Below are 21,569 nucleotides of genomic sequence, written 5' to 3'. Positions count from 1 at the left end.
CGATATGCGACGAATAGCCGATTTTGTGGTGCGATGGCCCTGGGTCGTTATAGGGGCCTGGGCCGCTTTAGCGATCGCCCTGCCACTGACATTCCCATCCCTCAACGAGATGGCCCAAAAGCATCCGCTCGCTATCTTGCCTAGCAACGCGCCGTCCAGTATCACCGCCCGAAAGATGACCGAGGCGTTTCACGAGTCGGGCTCGGACGACCTCCTGCTGGTGGCCCTGACCGATGAGAAGGGCCTCGGACCCGCCGACGAAGTCGCTTACCGCAAATTGGTGACCGCGCTGCGCCAGGACACGCGAGATGTCGTGATGTTGCAGGATTTCGTCAGCGCGCCGCCCCTGCGTTCCGTCGTGACCAGTAAGGACCACAAGGCTTGGGTGTTGCCTGTCGGCGTTGCGGGCGAGCTGGGCACCCCGCAGTCTTACGCTGCCTTCAACCGGATCAGCGACATCGTCAAACGAACGCTGGAGACCAATCCGACCGGAACGCCCCTGACGGTGAACCTCACCGGCCCGGCGGCGACCGTCGCCGACCTCACCGTCGCGGGCGATCGGGATCGGCTCCCGATCGAGCTGGCGATCGCCATTCTGGTGCTCATCGTCCTGCTATTGGTTTACCGCAGCGCGGTCACGATGCTGCTGCCGTTGCTCACTATCGGGTTGTCCCTGATGATCGCGGAGGCGGCGGTGGCGGGCTACTCGCAATTCACCGGCTCGGGGGTCTCGAACCAGTCCATCGTGTTCCTGAGCGCGATCATGGCCGGCGCCGGAACCGATTACGCCGTCTTTCTCATCAGTCGCTATCACGACTATCTGCGGTCGGGAGACGACTTCGATCAGGCGATGAAGAAGGCTCTGATCTCGATCGGGAAGGTGATCACTGCGTCCGCCAGCACCGTGGGAATCACCTTTCTCCTCATCAGCTTCGCCCGGATGGGCGTGTTCAAAACGGTCGGGATCTCCTCGGCAATCGGGATCGGCGTCGCATTCCTGGCCGCGGTGACGCTGTTGCCGGCAATCATGGTGCTCGCCGGCCCGCGCGGTTGGATCAAGCCCCGGCGTGAACTGACCGCGCGGTTCTGGCGGCGTTCCGGGATACGCATTGTGCGCCGGCCGAGGGCACATCTGGTTGCCAGCGTGCTTGTGCTGATCATCCTGGCCAGCTGCGCGGGCTTGGTGCGCTACAACTACGACGACCGCAAGGCCCTGCGGGCGTCTGCTCCGAGCTCCATCGGATACGCCGCGCTGGATCGCCATTTCCCGGTGAACCAGTCCATTCCGGAATACATCCTGGTCCAGTCGCCGCATGACCTTCGCACGCCGCAGGCCCTTGCGGACTTGGAACAGATGGCGGATCGCGTCAGCCAACTGCCGAATGTCGGCGCCGTCAGCGGCATCACCCGCCCCACCGGGAATGTGCCGGAACAATTCAGAGCCACCTATCAGGCAGGCGCCATCGGCAGCCTGCTGGCCGGCGGGTCCAGGATGATCAACGACCAGACCAATGACCTGAACCGCCTGACCGAAGGGGCCGGCACGCTGGCCGACAACCTCGGCGATGTCCGCGGCCAGGTCAACCAGCTCGCTGCGAGCGTGCGCGAACTGGAGACTGCCTTCTCATCGACGAAGAGCCAGTACAGCGGCAACGCGCTGGTCGAAGAGGTCGACATCGCAGCCCGACTCGTCGACCACGTCAACTCGCTCAGCAACACGATGGGTTGGAACTTTTCGGCCGCCAAGAACATGTTCGCGTGGATAGGCCCGGTCTTGACGGCGCTGCAAGGCAACCCGGTCTGCGATGCCGACTCGTCGTGTAGCGCCACCCGCGGGACATTCGAGCAGCTGGTGGGGGCGCGCGATCAAGCAGACCTCGACGCCATTAATGACTTGTCCCACCAACTGCAGGAGTATCCGGACAAGCGGGCCCTGAAAGCGTCGACGGACCGCCTACGCAGCGCATTCGCGAAGCTCAGCGAGGTGCTGCATTCCATGGGGATGGACCGACCCGGCGGCCTGCAGACCAACCTCAACACCCTGCAAAGTGGCGCAGACCAACTCGCCGGTGGGAGCCGACAGGTGGCCGACGCGGTGGCTCAACTCATCGACAAGGTCAAGCAGCTGGGTGCGGGGCTCAGCGAGTCAGCCGCGTTTTTGCTGTCGCTGAAACATGACGCGGCGCGTCCGGCAATGGCGGGGTTCAATATTCCGTCCCAGCTTCTGCACCTGCCGGAGTTCCAGCAGGCGGCCAAGGTGTTCATTTCACAAGACGGCCGCTCGGTGCGGTACTTGGTCCAAACCAAACTCAATCCCTTCAGCACCGAAGCCATGGATCAGGTCAATGCCATCACCGCGACCGCCCGGGGAGCCCAACCCAATACCGCGTTGGCGGACGCCACCGTATCGATGGCGGGGTACACCGCAGGCCTTAAGGACACACGGGACTATTACCAACACGACATCCGGTTCATCATCGCGGTCACCCTGCTCGTCGTGCTGCTGACGTTGATCGCGCTGCTACGCGCGATCGTCGCGCCGCTGTACCTGGTTGCCACCGTGGTTATTTCGTATCTATCGGCGGTAGGCATCGGCGTTCTGGTGTTTCAATTCCTACTCGGTCAGCACTTGCATTGGAGCGTGCCGCCACTGGCATTCGTGGTGCTGGTCGCGGTGGGAGCCGACTACAACATGCTGCTCGTCTCGCGAATGCGTGATGAGTCTCCGCACAGCATGCGTTACGGCATCATCCGCACCCTGAGTTCGACAGGCGGCGTGATCACTGCGGCGGGTCTGATCTTCGCCGCATCGATGTGCGGCCTCCTGTTCTCCAGCATCGGCACCGTGATCCAAGGCGGTTTCGTGATCGGCGTGGGAATTCTGCTGGATACCTTTTTGGTGCGCACCATCACGGTTCCCGCCATCGCTGCGCTGGCGGGACGGGCGAACTGGTGGCCGTCACGACTGAGCGTAGGGCGGTCCTTGCGGCGGCCGCCGTCGCGAACGGCGGTGGGACGCGCCGAACCAGAGCTCAGTTAGCACGCACCCATGATGTATGTGAGACTAGAGAAGCCGAAGGGTCAGGAGTAGGGATGAAGAAACTACTCGCAGGAGTTACGGCGCTGTTAACTGTAGGTGGCGCAGGGTATTTCGGCATCGATACCGCAAATGCCGACACGCCCATCGGCGGCCCGCCGACCCCTGGGGCGCCGGGCGACCAGACCGCGTACGCCCTTGGCGGGGCTCATGTGCTGGGCATCCCCTACGACCAGTACATCCGCATGGAGGGCGCGGAGTGGTTCCCGGGCCAGCAGCGCCAAATCGTTCGCTACCCCGCCGGTCAGGTGCAGGGACATGTGTTGGAGCGACTCTTCCCGGGCATCGGCAAGATCGATGAATCCTTCCCGGGCCTGGGGATCGACGGCCCCAGCGTCGGCGAGTCTGTCGACGAGGGCATCAACAACCTCGACGCGGCGATCCGCGCCACCGGTCGCCCCGGCACGGCGATCGGCTTGTCCGAGGGCGGGTTCGTAGTCGACGGCGAGCAGGCCCGACTGGCCAATGATCCGACCGCTCCCCCGCCCGACACGCTGAACTTCGCAACATTCGGCGACCCGATCGGGCAGCACGCCTTCGGCCAGAGTTTCCTGAGCGCCATGTTCCCGGTCGGCAGCGTTGTTCCAGCGCTCGACTACCGCATGCCACCGCCGTACGAGAGCCAGTACGACACCGACAAGTTCGTGGCGGCGTACGACTCGATTGCGGACTTCCCTGACCGGCCGGATAACTTGTTCGCTCTCGCCAACACGCTGCTGGGCCTCGCCACGGGTCACACCGCGGTGGCCTTCACGAACCCGAGCATGGTGCCGCCGCAGAACATCAGAACGACGGTCAACTCCCGGGGCGCCAAAATCACCACGATCATGGTCCCCGAAAAGCACCTTCCGCTGGTCATGCCGCTGGCCTACATCGGAATTCCGGAGGACACGCTGAACAAGCTCGACGCGATCCTGACTCCCCGCGTGAACGCGGGCTATTCGCGAAACGACGACCCGGCGACCGCTCCCGTTCAGGTGGACCCCGTGCACGGCTTCGACCCAGCGGCCGTCACGGCGCCGGCCAACCAGGCGACATTCGGCGGCGGCGCTGACCCGTTCTCGCAGATTCTCAGCGGTGCCATGTCCGTGTTGTCGCACAGCGCAGGCGAAGCCGACCACTGAACCCGAGCCCGCAAATCGACTATCAGTACGGACGTGATGTGACGCCTATGTCCCAGTCTTCCATTCTCTCGATGTTGCACGGCCGTGCCAGCTTGCGGCCCAACGACATCGCGTTTACGTTCACCAATTACGACGACGACTGGGCAGGTGTTCCCGAGAGTCTGACGTGGTCGCAGTTGTCGCGCCGAACACTGAACTTGGCACGCGAACTTCACCTGCACGGGTCCGTCGGAGACAGGGCGGTGATCCTGGCTCCCCAGAGCCTCGACTACATCGTGGCCTTCTTGGGATCCATGCAGGCTGGTCTCATCGCGGTGCCGCTTCCATTGCCGCATCGAGGCTCGAGTCATGAACGGGTGAGCGGGGTCCTCGCCGACACGTCGCCCTCGGTTGTTCTCACAACGTCCGCCGTCGCGGAAGACATCACCGAATACGTCGATAAAGCACGCCTGGACGCGGCCCCCAAGATCGTCGAAATCGATTCGCTGAACCTGAACGTCGATGACGGAACAAGCGTTCGGACGGCCGATTTGCCCAGCACGGCGTATTTGCAGTACAGCTCGGGCTCAACACGGCAGCCAACGGGCGTCATGATCTCGCACCGCAACCTCCGGGTGAATTTCGAGCAGTTGATGCGCGGCTTCTTCGCGGATTCCCAGGTCAAGGCCCCATCAGATCTCACGATCGTCTCGTGGTTGCCCTTTTACCACGACATGGGTCTGGTGCTGGGGGTCTGCGCCCCGATCCTGGGCGGCTATCGCGGCGAGTTGAGCAGTCCGATCTCGTTTCTGGAGAGGCCGGCCAGATGGGTGCGATCGTTGGCCGGCAGTCCTCATGCGTGGTCGGCGGCGCCGAATTTCGCCTTTGACTTGGCCGCCCGCAAAACCACCGACAACGACCTGGCCGGGCTTGACCTCTCCGGCGTGCTGGGCATCATCAGCGGCGCCGAACGGGTCGAACCGGCCACGTTGCAGCGCTTCGTCGATAGGTTTGCGCACTTCAACTTCCACGACCATATGGTGCGTCCGTCATATGGTTTGGCAGAGGCAACCGTCTTCGCGGCGGCCGGCACCTGGAACGATGCATCGGGCGCGCTTCATTTCGATGTCGGGGAGCTCTCCGCCGGCCGCGCTCAGCAATGTGCGGCCGGGACGGGCACCGCGCTGGTCAAATACAAAGTGCCGCACTCACCGACGCTGCGGATCGTCGACTGCGAGACAAACCGAGAATGCCCGCAGGGCTCGATCGGCGAGATCTGGCTGCATGGCGATAACGTGGCCGACGGCTACTGGCGCAAACCTCCGGAGGAGCAGCGCTGCTTCGGCGCAACGCTCATCGACCCGTCGCCGGGCACGCCGGAAGGGCCCTGGCTGAGAACCGGAGACCAAGGCTTCAGCTTCGACGGCGAGCTGTTCATTGTCGGCCGCATCAAGGATCTGCTGATCATCCAGGGGCGTAATCACTACCCCGAGGACATCGAGGCGACGATCCAGGAGATCACCCGCGGCCGGGTCGCGGCGATATCGGTTCCGCTGAACAGTACCGAGAAGTTGGTCACGATCATCGAGGTCAAAAAGCGAGGCGACTCCGACGAAGAGGCGATGCACCGGTTCACCCGCGTCAAAAGTGATGTCACCTCCGCGATAGCCAATGCGCACGGCTTGAACGTCGGGGACCTCGTCCTGGTGGCCCCCGGATCCATCCCCACCACGACGAGCGGCAAGATCCGCCGCGCCGCCTGTATCGAGCAGTACCGACAGAAGCAGTTCGTCCGGCTGGACGCCTAAACCGGCCAGTGGCGGGCATGCAGTCGTATCAATGTTGATCACTGTCCTGGTGATGGCCGTTGCCGTCAGTGTCGAACCATTCCGCATCGGTATGACGGTGCTCATGCTGAACAGGCCCAGACCGGTGCTGCAATTGCTCGCATTCTTATCTGGCGGTTTCGCGATGGGAATGACGGTGGGCCTGGTGGTTCTGTTCCTGCTTCGGCGCGGACTGATGGGGTCCAGCTACTTCACAGTGCCGAGGATTCAGATCCTGATCGGGTTGCTGGCGCTGGTGGTCGCGGTGGCCGTGGCCGTGGACATCCCCGGACGAATAGGCCCGCGGCCGGCAAGGTTGGCGATGCCGGGCCAACGATTTCTGAGGGGGCATTCGCTGCCGGTCGCGGGAATCGCCGGTCTCAGCATCGCATTGCCGTCGGTCGACTACCTTGCCGCGCTGGCGGTCATACTGGCCTCCGGCGCGGCGGCCATGACGCAGGTCGCTGCGCTGTTGCTGTTCAACATCGTGGCGTTCGCGCTCGTCGAGCTTCCGCTGCTGGCCTATCTACTGGCGCCCGAGACGACCGCCTCGTCGATGAAGGCGTTGCACAACTGGATTCGATCGCGCCGCCGCCGCGAAGTAGCGCTGTTGCTTGCCGCGGCCGGTTGTCTGTTCCTCGCAGCCGGAACCGCCGGGCTTTGACTCCCGGCTCGCGTGCGCGTGGGCCGGGTCGAACATAATGAGTCGATCGCACGGCAAAGGAGCCCGCATGAAAACGACCAGTCCATCCCGTCCGCTGCGGGTGATCCAGTGGACGACCGGCAACATCGGTCGTCGTTCGCTGCACGCCATCATCGGACGGCCCGACCTCGAACTGGCCGGGGTGTATGCGCACGGCGCGGACAAGGTGGGCGTCGACGCCGCCGACCTGGCGGGCTGGCCCGAGCCGACCGGGGTGCAGGCGACGAACGACATCGACGCTCTGTTGGCCCTGGGCGCCGACGCGTGTTGCTATAACCCGTTGTGGCCCAACGTCGATGAGTTGGTGCGGCTGCTGGAGTCGGGAGTCAACGTGTGCACCAGCGCGGCGTGGATCACCGGGGGCAAGCAGACACCGCAGGACCGCAAGCGCATCGAGGACGCCTGCCAGAAGGGCAATTCGACGATCTTCGGCAGTGGCGCCCACCCGGGCATGACGAACATGGTGGGCATGGTGCTGTCGGCCTCGTGCGAGCGCGTCGACGAGATCCGAATCACCGAGTCCGTCGACTGCTCGACCTACGAGTCGGCGGAAACCCAGACGGCCATGGGGTTTTCGCAAGATCCCGATACCCCCGGGCTGGCCGAAAACGTCCGGCGGGAAAGCGAGGTCTTCGCCGAATCGGCCGCGATGATGGCCGACGCGTTGGGGGCGAAGCTGGACAAGATGACCTTCGACGTCACGTTCACCGCGGCCACCGGCGATTCCGATCTGGGCTTCATGAAGATTCCCGCCGGAACGGTCGGCAGCGTCTACGGGTACCACCGCGGCTGGGTCGGCGATCGCAACGTTGTCAGCGTCGGGTTCAACTGGACCATGGGCAGTCACGTCGTTCCACCCAAACCACTCGAGCACGGCCACGTCATCCAGGTGTTCGGGCTGCCCAACATGCGCACCGTGTTGCACTGCCTGCCGCCCAAGGATTGGACCGAGCCCGGGTTCATGGGACTGGGGATGATTTACACCGCGATGCCGGTTACCAATGCCGTTCCGGCGGTGGTGGCCGCGGAGCCCGGGATCGTGACGCTCGCGGATTTGCCGCCCGTCACCGGTCGGCTTGCCTATTAGCGGATATGCCGTCCGCCACAACTGGCGGCCCCGCGAGGAACGCTTGCGTGCACTAAGGTTAGTATCCCTAACTGAGCAAATGTTCCGTTGACATTGGTGTCGTCGGCGATGGTTGGTGAGCTTTGCGGAAGGCGGTCAGGTGGTGGCTAATCCGGACTCGGGTCCCCGCCCCGGCATTGTGACCCGCGTGCTGAAACAAGGGTGGATTCCGCTGCTGCTGGTGGTCGTCTTGGCGACCTCGGCGTTGATCGTGTCGCGGCTGCACAAGATCTTCGGCTCAGAAGACCTCAACGCAAACGCCGGCAAGGGGATCGAAATCGTGCAGTTCAACCCGAAGGTCGTCGTCTACGAAATCTCCGGCAACCCCGGTACGACCGCGAACATCAACTACTGGGACGAAAACGCCAACACGCACCAGGTCAACAACGCCCCACTGCCCTGGACGACCACGATCTCGACCACGCTGCCCTCGGTGAGCGCCAACATCATGGCCCAGAGCGACGGCAGCACGATCAGCTGCAAGATCACCGTGGACGGCATCGTCCGCGACAACCAGAACTCCAACGGCCATAACGCCCAGACCTTCTGCCTGGTGAAGTCCGCATGAGCGACACGAGCAACAAGACCGCGCAAGACCTGAGCACCGTCGACACCGGCCCGATCAAAGCGGGCCGCCTGTCCAAGGCCGAGCGGGGCCACCGCCCCTACCTTCCCCATGCGATCCGCATCTTCGCGATACCGATCATTTTGGGCTGGGTGGCCATCACCGTGTTGGTCAACGTCGTCGTTCCCACGCTGGAAAAAGTCGGCGAGGCGCACTCGGCGCCGATGACACCGCTGGACGCACCGTCGATGAAAGCGATGATGCGCCTGGGCCACAACTTCCACGAGTTCGACTCCAACAGCACCGTCATGATCGTGCTGGAGGGCCAGCACCCGCTCGGCCCGGACGCACACCAGTACTACGACAAGCTGATTCGGCAACTCCGCCAGGACCCCAAGCACATTCAGCACATCCAGGACTTCTGGGGCGACCGGCTCACCGCCGCGGGCGCTCAGAGCGCCGACGGCAAGGCCGCCTATGTTCAGGTGAACCTCGCCGGCAACCAGGGCACGACGCTGGCCAACGAATCCGTGGACGCCGTTCGCAAGGTGATCGAGGAGAACAAGGCGCCACCCGGCGTGAAGGCCTACGTCACCGGTCCCGCAGCGCTGTCCGACGACATGCACATCATCGGTAACGCCAGCCTGGCCAAGATCACGCTGTTCACCCTGGGTGCCATCGCGATCATGTTGCTGCTGGTCTACCGGTCCATCGTCACCACGCTCGTGCAGCTGTTCATGACGTTTGTCGCGCTGGCCTGTTCGCGCGGAGTCGTCGCGGTTCTCGCCTACCACAACGCCTTTGGGCTCACCACCTTCGCCGCCAACATCCTGACCATGCTGGCGATCGCCGCGGGTACGGACTACGGCATCTTCCTCGTCGGCCGCTATCAGGAGGCGTTGGCTGCCGGTGAGGATCGAGAAACCGCGTACTACACCACGTTCAAGGGCGTCGCCCCCGTCGTCTTGGGATCGGGCCTGACGATCGCGGGCGCGACCTATTGCCTGAGCTTTTCGCGGCTGCCGTGGTTCAACACCATGGGCGCGCCCGTGGCGATCGGCATGCTGGTCGTGGTGCTGGCCGGAATCACGCTGGGCCCCGCGGTCGTGTTCATCGGCAGCCGCTTCCACCTCTTCGAAAAGCAGGCCAGGCGTGGCCGGCTGTGGCGCCGCGTGGGCACGGCCGTAGTGCGTTGGCCCGCACCGGTCTTGGCCGTCAGCGCGGCGGTCGTACTGGTCGGCATGATCGCCCTGCCGAGCTTCCACACGAGCTACAACGACCGCCATTACCTGCCGTTGTCAGCTCCGTCCAATCAAGGGCAAGAGGCCGCGAATCGGCATTTCTCCGAAGCACGGATGAACCCCGACCTGCTGATGGTCGAGTCCGACCACGACATGCGCAACCCCGCGGACATGCTGGTGTTGGACCGGGTGGCCAAGAACGAGATGCGCACGCTCGGCATCGCCATGGTCCAGGACATCACGCGGCCACTGGGCATTCCGATTCAGCACAGCTCGATTCCGTTCCAGAACAGCGTCCAGAGCCAGACGACGATGCAGAACATGGGCTTCCTCAAGGAGCGCATGAACGACATCCTCAAGATGGCCGATGACCTGCAAACCCAGATCGACACCACGCAGCGCCAATACGAGGTGTCACTGGACCTGGCCAACGCCGCCGACGACAGCGCGAAGACGACGGCCGTGACGTCGCAGATCACCGACACGCTGCGCGACCACATCGCGGATTTCGACGACACCTTCCGCCCGATACGCAGCGTCTTCTATTGGGAGAAGCACTGCTACGACATCCCCGTGTGCGTCGGGCTGCGGTCCCTCTTCGACACATTCGACGGGTTCGACCAACTGGCCGAGCAGTTCCACTATCTGACCACCGACATCGCGCACACCGCCAAAGCCTCACGCGACCTGACTGCGCTGTTTCCCACGCTGATCACCACGCTGAAGACCACCAGGGGCATCACGCTGACGCTCTACCAGACGTTCAAGGCGATGATCAATCAGATGGAGGCGATGAGCAACACCGCCATCGTGATGGGGCAAAGCTTTGACAACTCCAAGAACGACGACTTCTTCTATCTCCCGCCGGAGGCCTTTGACAACCCCGACTTCCAGACGGGTCTTCGCATGTTCCTGTCGCCGGACGGTAAGTCGGCGCGGTTCTTCATCACCCACCAGGGTGATCCGATGTCACCGGAGGGCATCGCGCGCGTCGACGCCGAACGCACCGCCGCGCAGGAGGGGTTGAAGCAGTCCTCGCTGTCCGATGCCCGGGTGTATCTCGGCGGGACCGCCGCGACCTTCAAGGACATGGCCGACGGCGAGAAGTACGACCTGATGATCGCGGTGGTGTCGGCCCTGACACTGATCTTCATGATCATGCTGCTGCTGACCCGAAGCGTGGTGGCCGCGCTGGTGATCGTCGGCACGGCGGCCAGCTCGATCGCGGCGTCTTTCGGTCTGTCCGTGTTGATTTGGCAGGATCTGTTCGGCATCAGGATCCACTGGATCGTGATGGCGCTGTCAGTCATCATCCTGTTGGCCGTCGGGTCCGACTACAACCTGCTACTGGTGTCCCGGTTCCGCGAAGAGATCCACGGCGGCCTCAAGACGGGAATCATCCGGTCGATGGCCGGCACCGGTGGTGTGGTGACGGCCGCGGGTCTGGTGTTCGCCTTCACCATGGCGTCCATGCTGGGCAGCGATCTGCGCGTGCTCGGTCAGTTCGGGTCGACCGTGTGCATCGGTCTGCTCCTCGACACGCTGATCGTGCGCACGTTGCTGATGCCTTCGATCGCCACCCTGCTCGGGCGGTGGTTCTGGTGGCCGCAAGTGGTGCACCCGCGCGGTGACAACGCGCGACGGCCGGTAAGCGCGACCTAATTCGCTGCGAGCGCCACGCTCACCGCGACCGCGCCCGCGCCGACGTGCAGCGCGAGCACCGGCCCCAGCTCGGTGATGATCGCCGGCTCGCACGCCGGCAGCCGCTCGCCCAGCGCCGACGCCACCGCACGGGCACCGTCCGGGTTGTTGACGTGGTGTACCGCCAGGGCTGCGGCATCGTCGCCGACGACCTGACACACCCGGTCGATCATCGCCTCGGTCGCATGGCTGACCGTGCGGACCCGTTGCGCCAGAACGAGTTTGCCGTCATCGATGCGTAGCAGCGGCTTGAGTGCCAGCGCGGTGCCCAGCCACGCTTTCGCTCCGCCGATTCGTCCGCTGCGGCGCAGGTTGTCCAGTCGGTGCACCACGATGAAGGCGTGTCCGCGGTCCACGGCGGCGCGCGCAGCCTCCGCGACGGCGTCGACGTCTTTACCGTCGGCCGCGGCCCGCGCGGCGGCCAACGCGACGAAGCCGGTGCCCATCGCGGCCGACTTGGAGTCGACGACGCGCACGCCCGGGTCGAGGTCGGCGGCGGTGCGTTCGGCGGCCCGGCAGGTGCCCGACAGCGCCGACGAAATATGCACGGCCACAACACCGTCGGCGCCGCTGTCGGTCAGCGCCTGCTGGTACGCGTCGGCCAGTTCGGCCGGAGTGGCCGCGGCGGTGGTGGCCGAGAGTTTGTAGATGTCGCCGGGAACGTCGTCGACACCGTCGCGCAGATCGTTGCCGTCGAGCAGGATGTGCAGCGGAACGACGCGTATCCCCCACTTTTCCAGCAGGTCGGCGGGCAGACGTGCCGACGAGTCGGTCACCACCACGACGGTCATGGCGCTACCCGCGGTGCTTTTCGTTGGACACCCCGGCCTCGGCGAGCGCCTTGAGCATCAACTCCGCGACCGCCTGGTGAGCCTCGAAATTCCAGTGAATGCCGTCGGGGTTCCCGCGGCCACTCATAATCTGTTCGGCGACAGCGGCTTTGAGGTCGACCAGGGGCACCTGGTGGTTCTGCGCCCATTCGGTGATCGCGGCCACCGTCCCGGCGCGCCCGTGGTGTGCCCGGCCGTACGTGTCGGCGATGTGCACCGATGGCAGCGAGGCCACGATCGGGATGCCGGGACGGTTGAAATCGATTGCACCACGCGTTTGTTCGAGGTAGTCCGCGCTCAGGTGCGGAGGCAGGGCCGATCGGGCCACCGGCGAGAGCCTGGGCTGAAGCCAGCCATAGCCGTCGCGGACCCAGCGCCGCAGCCAGGGCGGCCGCACATAGCGGATCAACTCGCGCAGCGCGGTGGGCAGCACCGACGGCAGTGAATCCATGCCACCCGTGGCGAAGATGACCGCACCGGCCCTGGGCAGCGCCGCCCAGGCCCGCGGGTCCTGGGTCGCCGCCCACCAGATGTCGCGGCACGTCCACCCGATGCGGCCGATCAGCTCGACATCCCAGCCCAATTGCCCCGCAACGATATTCGGCCAGATACGGGGATCGTCGGCGGGCAGCCCTCCGGTCGGGCCGTAGTAGGCCAACGAGTCGGCGAAGATCAGCAGGGTGGGCTTGGACGGCCGTTCAGAGGACATCGTTGGACACCTGCGCCGAAGCGTTCCATACATCCAGACGCCAACGGATGCTGTCGAATTCGTCGGCGGGATCGTCGTTGTGGCCGGACAGTTGCACCCAGCTGGCATTGCCCATGCCGCCAAGAATCGGCCAGTTGGCGACCGGAAGCTTCAGCAGCGCGGCCGACAGCGCGGCGATCAGGCCACCATGGGCCACCAGCACCACCGGACGATCCGGGCCGTCGGGATCACCCCATTCCGGCTCCGCGGACACCAGTTCGGCGACCAGCGGCACGCTGCGGGCCGCGACGTCGACCCTGCTCTCGCCGCCGTGCGGCGCCCAGGTGGCGTCCTCGCGCCAGGCCAGCCGTGCGCCCGGGGCCTGCGCGTCGACCTCGGTGTGGGTCAGGCCCTGCCAGTCGCCCAGATGGGTTTCCCGCAGCCGCCGGTCCACCCGGATCGGCAGACCGGTCACCTCCCCCAGCCTGACCGCCGTGTCGTAGGCACGATGCAGATCCGACGACACGATCAGCAGCGGCTGCAGCTTGCCCAGCACCTCGGCGGCGGCGATCGCCTGCGCCCGCCCGAGTTCGCTCAGTTCGGAATCCAACTGGCCCTGCATCCGGCTACCGGCATTGAACTCGGTTTGCCCGTGCCGCAACATGATCAGACGACGAATGCTCATTGTGCGCCCGAGCCTTCAGAGTTGCCGGGACGCTCATCCAGCGCTACCGGCACCATCGGGCAGTCACTCCACAGCCGGTCCAGGGCGTAAAAGTCGCGGTCTTCCTGGTGCTGAATGTGAACGACGATGTCGCGATAGTCCAGCAGCGTCCACCGGCCTTCGCGCGTGCCCTCGCGCCGCGCCGGCTTGTAGCCGGCCTTGCGCATCTTCTCCTCGACCTCGTCGACGATGGCGTTGACCTGTCGCTCGTTGGACGCCGAGGCGATCACGAAGCAGTCCGTGATGGCGAGCTGGGCCGAGACGTCGATGACGACGACGTCGTCGGCCAGCTTCGCGGCGGCCGCGCCGGCGGCCACCGTCGCCATGTCGATGGCCTCCTGCGTGGCGCTCACGGGTGTTCCCCTGTGCTCAGACGTGTTTCGTTGACGATCACCGGCGGCCCCTCGTCGCGGTAGAGCCGGCGCTTGGAGACGTACTGCACGACGCCGTCGGGCATCAGGTACCACAGCGGCCTGCGCTGCGCCGCGCGTTGACGGCAATCCGTCGAGGAGATGGCCAGCGCCGGGATCTCGACGAGCGTCAGCGCGTCCTCGGGGAGCTCGCCGAGCACGCCGGTGATGTGTTCGCGGCGCAGCTCGTAGCCGGGCCGGCTGACCCCGATGAACCGCGCCAGGTCGAACACCGTCTCCCAGCCCTGCCACGACAGAATGGAGGCCAGCGCGTCGGCCCCGGTGATGAAGTACAGCTCGGAGTCCGGGTTGAGGGCGCGCAGGTCGCTCAACGTGTCCCTGGTGTAGGTGGGGCCGCCCCGGTCGATGTCGACCCGGCTGACCGAGAAGCGGGGATTGGACGCCGTGGCGATCACCGTCATCAAGTACCGGTCCTCGGCGGCGGAAACGTGCCGCTCCTTCTGCCAGGGCTGCCCGCTGGGCACGAACACCACCTGGTCGAGGTCGAACAGGTCGGCGACCTCACTGGCGGCAACCAGGTGGCCGTAATGGATGGGGTCGAACGTCCCACCCATCACTCCTAACCTGCGAAGCTGCTTTTGCACGATGTGCCAGCTTACTTGAGCCGGTGTTACGGCCCGATTTCCCACGCGTCGGCCACACATGCCACACCAGCCGCTGCGTCGGGCGGCACGTGTTGTGCCCACCTCACAGCGACAAATGGCCGACACATGGCTGTCGACGATGCCGGGACGCCGGCCGGCCCGCGGTAGGTCGCTGCGAGGCGGGGACAAAGAACACCCCGCCGCCGGAGAAGCGTATGGCCGGTGTGAAACGACGCCGCGCCCCTACACCGGCAGCAGCTGGTCGATCACCGCGGCAAGCTGCTTGGCGGACCGGCACTCGCGCATCGGGATGACCTCTTGATAGCGCGGCACCGCCGAGTCGCCGCTGCCCCACAGATGCTTCGGCTCGGGATTCAGCCAGTGTGCGTGCCGGCTGGCGGTCACCATGTGGGTCAGCAGCTCGATCTCCGGATTGCGGTAGTTGGTGCGACCATCCCCCAGGACCAGCAGCGAGGTACGGGGTGACAGCACATTGGGGAACGCCTGCACGAACGACGCGAACGCGTTGCCGTAGTCCGAATGGCCGTCACGGCTGTACACGCCGGACTCCCGGGTGATCCGCTGGATGGCCACGGCCAGGTCCGCCTCCGGGCCGAACATGTGGGTCACCTCGTCGGTGGTGTCGATGAAGGCGAACACGCGCACCCGCGAGAACTGTTGGCGCAGAGCGTGTACCAGCAGCAGGGTGAAATGGCTGAACCCGGCGACCGAGCCGGACACATCGCACAGCACCACCAGTTCCGGCCGCGCCGGGCGCGGCTTGGCCAGTACCACGTCGATCGGCACACCGCCGGTGGACATCGACTTGCGCAGCGTCTTGCGCAGATCGATCGACCCCGCGCGGGCGCGCCGCCGCCGCGCCGCGAGGCGGGTCGCCAGCGTGCGGGCCAGTGGAGCCACCACCCGGCGCATCTGGCGCAGCTGCTCACCGGAGGCGCGCAGGAATTCGACGTTCTCGGAAAGCTGTGGAATGCCGTACATCTGGACGTGATCGCGGCCCAGCTGCTCCGCGGTGCGCCGTTTGGTCTCGGAGTCGACCAGCTTGCGTATTTGGGAGATACGCTGCGTGGCAAGCGCTTTGGCAATCTCTTCCTGGCTGGGGGTGGGTTCCTCACCGTACGATGCGAGCAGCCCGGCCAGCAGCTTGCCCTCGAGCTCGTCCAGTGCCATCGCCTTGAGCGCCTGATACGACGAGAACGACGGGCCGCGGCTGGAGCTGTACTTGCCGTAGGCCTCGACGATCTGGGCGATCATCGCCACCAGGCGCTCGTCCATCTCGGCGAGATCGGGGTGGTCGGTCAGCAGGTCCGCCAGCATCTGGCGCATCGCCTCGACGTCGTCGGCCGGCAGGGCGTCGTCGTCCGGCGAGTCGTCGGCCTCGTCGTCGGTGACCACCGCGCGAGCGCCCAGCGCCGCGGGGAACCACAGGTCGAACATGGCGTCGTAGGTCTCGCGGTGATCCGAGCGGCGCAGCACGGCGCACGCGAGGCCCTCGCGCAGCACCTTCCGGTCACCCAGGCCGAGGGTCGCCATCACCCGCCCGGCGTCCACCGTCTCCGACGGACCTACCGAAATTCCAGCCCCGCGAAGCGCTTCCACGAACCCCACCAGGTGGCCCGGCAGCCCGTGCGGGGCGAGCGGCCGGGAGGGGCGGATACGGCGGGTGGCCATCGCTGCAGTCCTAATTCAGCCGCAGCTCGCCGGTCGCGCGCTGCTGGTCGGACTGGTGTTTGAGCACCACGCCGAGCGTGGCCGCGACGACCGCGTCGTCGATGGTGTCCAGGCCCAGCGCGAGCAGCGTGCGGCCCCAGTCGATCGTCTCGGCGATGGACGGCACCTTCTTGAGCTGCATGCCGCGCAGCACGCCGATGATGCGAACGAGCTCCTCGGCCAGGTGCGCGGGCAGCTCGGGGACCCGGGACAGCAGGATGCGGCGTTCCAGGTCGGGACTGGGAAAGTCGATGTGCAAAAACAGGCACCGACGCTTGAGCGCCTCGGAGAGTTCGCGGGTGGCATTGGAGGTCAGCACCACCAGCGGCGTCCGCTCGGCGGTGATCGTGCCCAGCTCGGGAACGGTCACGGCGAAGTCCGACAGCACCTCGAGCAGCAGACCCTCGATCTCGATGTCGGCCTTGTCGGTCTCGTCGATCAGCAGCACCGTGGGCTCGGTGCGCCGGATGGCGGTCAGTAACGGACGCTGCAGTAGGAACTCCTCGCTGAACACGTCGTCCTTGGTCTGGTCCCAGTCCCCCGAACCGGCCTGGATGCGCAGGATCTGCTTGGCGTGGTTCCACTCGTACAGCGCGCGCGCCTCGTCGACGCCCTCGTAGCACTGCAGGCGCACCAGGCCGGAGCCGGTGGCCTGGGCGATGGCGCGGGCCAGCTCGGTCTTGCCCACGCCGGCCGGGCCTTCCACCAACAACGGCTTGCCGAGCCGGTCAGCCAGGAACACGGCCGTCGCGGTGGCGGTGTCGGGCAGGTAGCCGGTCTCGGCCAACCGCCGCGAGACGTCGTCGATGTCGTCGAACAACGGCTTGGACCGGGCGGGCACACTCACAATCGGTTCTCCTAAAACACTTGCTCCACGCGGGGTATCAGGCCGGACGAGTTTGTCCGTCACCCCACGCGATCCATTTGGTCGAGGTCAATTCGGGCAGCCCCATCGGGCCGCGGGCATGCAGCTTCTGGGTGGAGATGCCGATTTCGGCGCCGAAGCCGAACTGCTCACCGTCGGTGAACGCCGTGGACGCGTTCACCATCACCGCGGCCGCATCGACACCGTCCGTAAACTTTTGCGCCGCAGCCATATTGGTGGTGACGATGGCCTCGGTGTGTCCGGTGCCGTACTCGTTGATGTGCGCGATCGCGGCGTCGATACCGTCGACCACCGCCACCGCGATGTCCATCGACAGGTACTCGCGACGCAGGTCGTCCTCGTGCGCGTCCTTGGAGAATCCACCGTGCACCGTCACGCCGGCGTCTTGCAGGGCGGTCACCAGCCGGGGCAGCGCCTCCTCGGCGATCCCGACGTCGACCAGCAGTGTCTCGGCGGCGTTGCAGACACTGGGCCGACGGGTCTTGGAATTCAGCAGGATTCGCTCCGCCACATCCAGATCGGCGCCCTCGTGCACGTAGACATGACAGTTGCCGACGCCGGTCTCGATGGTGGGCACCTGCGCGTCGCGGACCACCGCATCGATCAGGCTCGCCCCGCCGCGCGGAATCACCACGTCGACCAGGCCGCGGGCCTGGATCAGATGCGTCACCGTGGCGCGGTCATCGGCCGAAAGCAGTTGCACCGTATCGGCGGGTAGGTCCTCGCTGACCAGCGACGCCCGCAGCACCTGCACCAGCGCCTGGTTGGACCGCGCCGCTGACGAACTTCCGCGCAGCAGCACGGCATTGCCGGACTTCAGCGCCAGACCGAAGGCGTCGACGGTCACGTTGGGCCGACCCTCGTAGATCATGCCGACGACGCCCAGCGGAACCCGCTGCTGGCGCAGCTGCAGCCCGTTGGGCAGCGTGTAACCGCGCAACACCTCACCGACCGGATCGGGCAGCCCGGCGACCTGGCGCAGGCCGGCGGCGATGCCCTCGACGCGCTTGTGGTCCAGGGCCAACCGGTCCAGCATCGCGGACGGCGTGCCGGCCACCCGGGCGGCATCGAGGTCCTCGACGTTGGCCGACATGATCAAATCGGAGTGGGCGGCCACCGCGTCGGCCGCGGAACGCAGCGCCTGATCCTTGGCAACCGTCGGCAGCAATGCCAGGACACGTGACGCGACCCGGGCGCGGCGTGCGGCGTTGTGCACCTCCTGGCGCAAGTCAGGAAGCGATGGTGCTTGCAGACTCATTGAACCAGGGTATCCGGCGGCAAAACCCCGGGTGAGGCGACCCGATTCGCGGTTACCCCACCCGCTCACCGCACCGGGCGCTGCGCACCTTGCTCCGTCGCTCTTCGATGATGTTGCCGAAGTTCTGCAGCAACAGCGGCGCACGCGTCACCAGGTGCTCGATGTGTTCGCGGTCGATCTCCAGCGCGGTGACCTCTTCCAGCGCATACGCGCTGGCCAGGTTTGGTTGCCGGGTCAGCGCCGTAAGCCCCAGGAACGACCCCTCGACCAGTGTGCTGATCGGCACCAGAGACCCGTCGTCAGCCGTCGCGGTCAGCTGCACGCGCCCGGAGACCAGGAACGTCATGGCCGCGGGCACCTGGCCGGCGTACTCCACCACCTCGTCGGCGCCGTAGCGGACGATCCGCGCCGCCGACCGCAGCGATCGCTGCTCCTCGGCGCCGATCCGCAACGCCGGCGCCACGACCGTGTGCAACGCGTGCTCGACCCGTTCGACGGTGGAGAAGGCGTCGTCGGCGTCGTCGAGGTGCAGTTCCTCCCGGCGGGCCGCATACCAGGCCCAGCGCAGGAACGTGGCCTTGGCGGCGCCGGCGTCCGCGGGTGAGTCCAACCCGATCGTCGTGCGGTATTCGCCCGCGCCCACCGGGACCGTGCGCGGCACGCTGCCGGCCTTGAGCTGCGGCAATTCCTGCGCGATCCGCGACAGCAGCGCACACACCCGATCCGGCGGGTCGACGCTGGAGAACATCGTCGTCACCGCCAGCTTGTGCGCGCCGGGCGGCCGGCTGAGATTCGTGAACGCGTTGCTGGCGAGCATCGAGTTCGGCATCACCCGAATGCCGCTGCCGGTGTCGATGTGCACGGCGCGCCAGTTCACCTCGACCACGCGCCCGCGGGCCGTGCCGGTGTCCAGCCATTCATCGATGCGGAAGGGCTGCTCGAACAACATGAACAGGCCGGACACGATCTGGCCGACGGAGTTCTGCAGCATCAGACCGATGACGACCGATGTGACGCCCAGCGCGGTGAAGATGCCGCCGATGCGCACACCCCAGATGTAGGACGACATCACCGCCAGGCCGACGCCGATCACCGCCAGCCGGGCACAGTCCAGAAAGATGGTGGGCAGCCTTTTGCGCCAACTCTTTTCGGGTGCGCCTTCGAACATCGTCGCGTTGAGACCGGACAGCACGAGCACCAGCACAAGCAAACCGAACGCCGTGGTCAAAACGCGCACCGGAACATCGCCGGCCGAAACCTGCGAGGCCTGGACCAACAACAGCAACAGCGCACCGAGCGGCAGCAGGTAATTGCGCAGCAGGCCGACCTGCCGGGCCAGCGGGCTGTTCCGGCGCAGCAGCGCGTCGTGTAGCTCGGTGAGCGCGATCAGCCCGAGCGGCAGTCCGATTGCGATGCCGATCGCCCAGTAGAACCATGTCGAGTTGAAGAGGTTCATCAGCGTTCCAGCAACCGGTAGATGTTCTGATCGGTGCCGCCGACGGAGATGCTGCCGGCGGGCGTGAACTGCCGAACATCCCGCATCGCCTCATACACCTGCGAACTGACGTACACGCCGGGCTGCGGTGAGCCACTGTGCATTTGATACGCCAGACTGACCGCGCCGCCCCACATGTCATAAACCAGGCTGGAGCGGCCGACCAGCCCGCTCACCACGTTGCCCGTGTTCACCCCGACCCGCAGACCCAGCTGATGCGCGGCCTGGCGGTTGAAGCGATCGATGATACGACCGATCTCGAGGGCAAAGTCGACGGCACGGTGAATGCTGTCCAGGCGGGGGGTGACCACCCCACAACTGGCCAGATAGCCGTTGTGGAAGGTGCGAATCCGTTCGACGCCAAGGGCTTCGGCGGCCGAATCGAATTGCCGAAAAAGATCGTCTACGGTGGCGACCAACTCGTCTTCCGGCACGTCGTTGGAAAACTCGTCCAGGCCGACGATGTCGGCATAGATGATGGCGACGTCCTGATGTTTTTGGGCGATGGTCTCCTCGCCCTCGCGATAGCGTTGCAACACCGATTCGGGCATCAACGCCAGCATCAGGCGGTCGTTTTCCCGGCGCTGCTCGTTGAGCAGCTCCTCCTTGATCGCCAGGTTCCGGCTCATCTCGTTGAACGCCGCTGTGAGATCACCGATTTCGTCGCGACGTTGGACCGGGATGTTGATCTCGTAGTCGCCGGAGCTGATCTTGCGGGTGCCTTCTTCGAGGCGCCGGACCGGTCGCACAGCAGCCTGAGCGACGAACATCGATGCTACGCAGATAGCGAAGATCATTGCGGCGACCGCGATCACCAGCGTCTTGCTGAACCTGCCGAGCCGGGCGAACGCATCGGAGTTGTCGCGCGTCGCGAGGATCGACCAGTGCAGGTCGGAGTTGGGGATGCTCAGCGGTGAATAGGCTTCCAGTTCCTTGTTGCCCATGTAATCGGTGGCGCTGACCACCCCCGTCTCACCGCGTTTTGCGGCGCGAAGACCGGCGGTGTCAACCGGCTGCACCAGGGTGGTAGTGCCCAGCCGGATCGCCCGGTCCACCACGTCGGGCGGCGTGCCGGCGTCGATCGCCGAGCGCCGGTATTCCTTCGTGTCCTCGATGAAATCCCTTGAGTCGGAACGCATAAGGTCGTCGGGGCCAGCCAGATACGTCTCGGTCGCGGGCCCCATCCCGGCGGCCTCCCAGTGCTTGTCGGCGGTCATGATCTTGTTGATCTTCGCGACCGGCACCGGCAGCGCCATCACACCCTCGAACTTGCCGTTCATGCCGATCGGTGACACCACCCACGCCGTGGGTGTGTCGAGTGCCGGCTGGTACTGCTGGAAGTCGGTGATCCAGACGAAGTCGAGATCGTTGGACGCCAAGGCTTTCTGATACGCCTCCCGCAGCTTCGACTCGCGATACGGGCCGGTCAGAATGTTGGTGCCGAGATCGGGGCCCTTCAGCACGCTATAGACGACATTGCCCTGCATGTCCAACAACAGCGCGTCGCGATAGTCGAAGCGCGTGACGATGCCGCGCATGTAGAAGTCGAAGCGCGCGTTGGCCGCCGACCATGCGCTGCC

17 protein-coding genes are annotated in these 21,569 nt (G+C 65.6%); 7 read left to right on the top strand and 10 right to left on the bottom strand.

Features of this window, described 5'->3' with window-relative positions:
• The first annotated feature begins 4 nt into the window (after window positions 1-4).
• From A5708_RS20565 to A5708_RS20535, 7 genes are all read left to right on the top strand, one after another.
• Entirely contained in the window at window positions 5-3,040 is a 3,036-nt protein-coding gene (locus tag A5708_RS20565) for an RND family transporter (protein WP_065030419.1), read from the top strand.
• 53 nt (window positions 3,041-3,093) lie between these two features.
• Window positions 3,094-4,221 (top strand): acyltransferase PE, encoded by a 1,128-nt coding sequence (pe, locus tag A5708_RS20560; protein ID WP_065030389.1) that lies wholly within the window; start codon window positions 3,094-3,096, stop codon window positions 4,219-4,221.
• 47 nt (window positions 4,222-4,268) lie between these two features.
• Entirely contained in the window at window positions 4,269-6,008 is a 1,740-nt protein-coding gene (locus tag A5708_RS20555; protein WP_081293032.1) for an AMP-binding protein, read from the top strand.
• Between the two features lie 31 nt (window positions 6,009-6,039).
• Window positions 6,040-6,690, top strand: a complete 651-nt coding sequence (locus A5708_RS20550; RefSeq protein ID WP_065030388.1) for a GAP family protein — start codon at window positions 6,040-6,042, stop codon at window positions 6,688-6,690.
• Window positions 6,691-6,757: 67 nt separating this feature from the next.
• Window positions 6,758-7,816 carry a dihydrodipicolinate reductase gene (locus tag A5708_RS20545; protein ID WP_065030387.1) on the top strand — a complete coding sequence of 353 codons (1,059 nt, stop codon included), beginning with the start codon at window positions 6,758-6,760 and terminating at the stop codon, window positions 7,814-7,816.
• A gap of 139 nt (window positions 7,817-7,955) precedes the next feature.
• On the top strand, window positions 7,956-8,423 hold the full coding sequence (locus A5708_RS20540; RefSeq protein ID WP_196772698.1) for an MmpS family transport accessory protein: 468 nt from the start codon (window positions 7,956-7,958) through the stop codon (window positions 8,421-8,423).
• Window positions 8,420-11,323 (top strand): RND family transporter, encoded by a 2,904-nt coding sequence (locus tag A5708_RS20535; RefSeq protein ID WP_065030386.1) that lies wholly within the window; start codon window positions 8,420-8,422, stop codon window positions 11,321-11,323. The genes A5708_RS20540 and A5708_RS20535 overlap by 4 nt, the downstream gene beginning before the upstream one ends.
• Here A5708_RS20535 and A5708_RS20530 read toward each other — a convergent pair.
• From A5708_RS20530 to A5708_RS20485, 10 genes are all read right to left on the bottom strand, one after another.
• Window positions 11,320-12,153, bottom strand: a complete 834-nt coding sequence (locus tag A5708_RS20530; RefSeq protein WP_065030385.1) for a DegV family protein — start codon at window positions 12,151-12,153, stop codon at window positions 11,320-11,322. The two genes, A5708_RS20535 and A5708_RS20530, sit on opposite strands and share 4 nt — an antisense overlap.
• 4 nt (window positions 12,154-12,157) lie before the next feature.
• Entirely contained in the window at window positions 12,158-12,901 is a 744-nt protein-coding gene (gene octT / locus A5708_RS20525) for a diglucosylglycerate octanoyltransferase (RefSeq protein ID WP_065030384.1), read from the bottom strand.
• The gene (gene gpgP / locus A5708_RS20520) at window positions 12,891-13,565 is read right to left on the bottom strand and encodes a glucosyl-3-phosphoglycerate phosphatase (RefSeq protein ID WP_065030383.1); all 675 of its coding nucleotides are present in this window, start codon (window positions 13,563-13,565) and stop codon (window positions 12,891-12,893) included. The genes octT and gpgP overlap by 11 nt, the downstream gene beginning before the upstream one ends.
• Entirely contained in the window at window positions 13,562-13,957 is a 396-nt protein-coding gene (gene rsfS / locus A5708_RS20515; protein WP_065030382.1) for a ribosome silencing factor, read from the bottom strand. Before rsfS ends, gpgP begins: the two co-directional genes overlap by 4 nt.
• A complete protein-coding gene (gene nadD / locus A5708_RS20510) occupies window positions 13,954-14,619 on the bottom strand; it encodes a nicotinate-nucleotide adenylyltransferase (RefSeq protein WP_081293031.1) in 666 nt (221 codons plus the stop codon). Before nadD ends, rsfS begins: the two co-directional genes overlap by 4 nt.
• A gap of 243 nt (window positions 14,620-14,862) precedes the next feature.
• A complete protein-coding gene (locus A5708_RS20505; protein ID WP_065030380.1) occupies window positions 14,863-16,311 on the bottom strand; it encodes a vWA domain-containing protein in 1,449 nt (482 codons plus the stop codon).
• 10 nt (window positions 16,312-16,321) lie between these two features.
• Complete coding sequence (locus A5708_RS20500) at window positions 16,322-17,197, bottom strand: AAA family ATPase (protein ID WP_007769847.1); 876 nt, start codon at window positions 17,195-17,197, stop codon at window positions 16,322-16,324.
• A gap of 37 nt (window positions 17,198-17,234) precedes the next feature.
• Window positions 17,235-18,494 (bottom strand): glutamate-5-semialdehyde dehydrogenase, encoded by a 1,260-nt coding sequence (locus A5708_RS20495; RefSeq protein WP_065030379.1) that lies wholly within the window; start codon window positions 18,492-18,494, stop codon window positions 17,235-17,237.
• A gap of 52 nt (window positions 18,495-18,546) precedes the next feature.
• A complete protein-coding gene (locus A5708_RS20490) occupies window positions 18,547-19,950 on the bottom strand; it encodes a mechanosensitive ion channel domain-containing protein (protein ID WP_065030378.1) in 1,404 nt (467 codons plus the stop codon).
• Window positions 19,950-21,569 (bottom strand): adenylate/guanylate cyclase domain-containing protein (locus A5708_RS20485; RefSeq protein ID WP_065030377.1); only part of this gene is annotated, 1,620 nt, incomplete at its 5' end. The genes A5708_RS20490 and A5708_RS20485, both read right to left, overlap by 1 nt.

This window comes from Mycobacterium colombiense, assembly GCF_001672755.1.
GTDB lineage: Bacteria > Actinomycetota > Actinomycetes > Mycobacteriales > Mycobacteriaceae > Mycobacterium > Mycobacterium colombiense_C.
The sequence above is the reverse complement of the archived record's forward strand: the minus strand, read 5'-3'. Positions and strand labels throughout refer to the sequence as shown.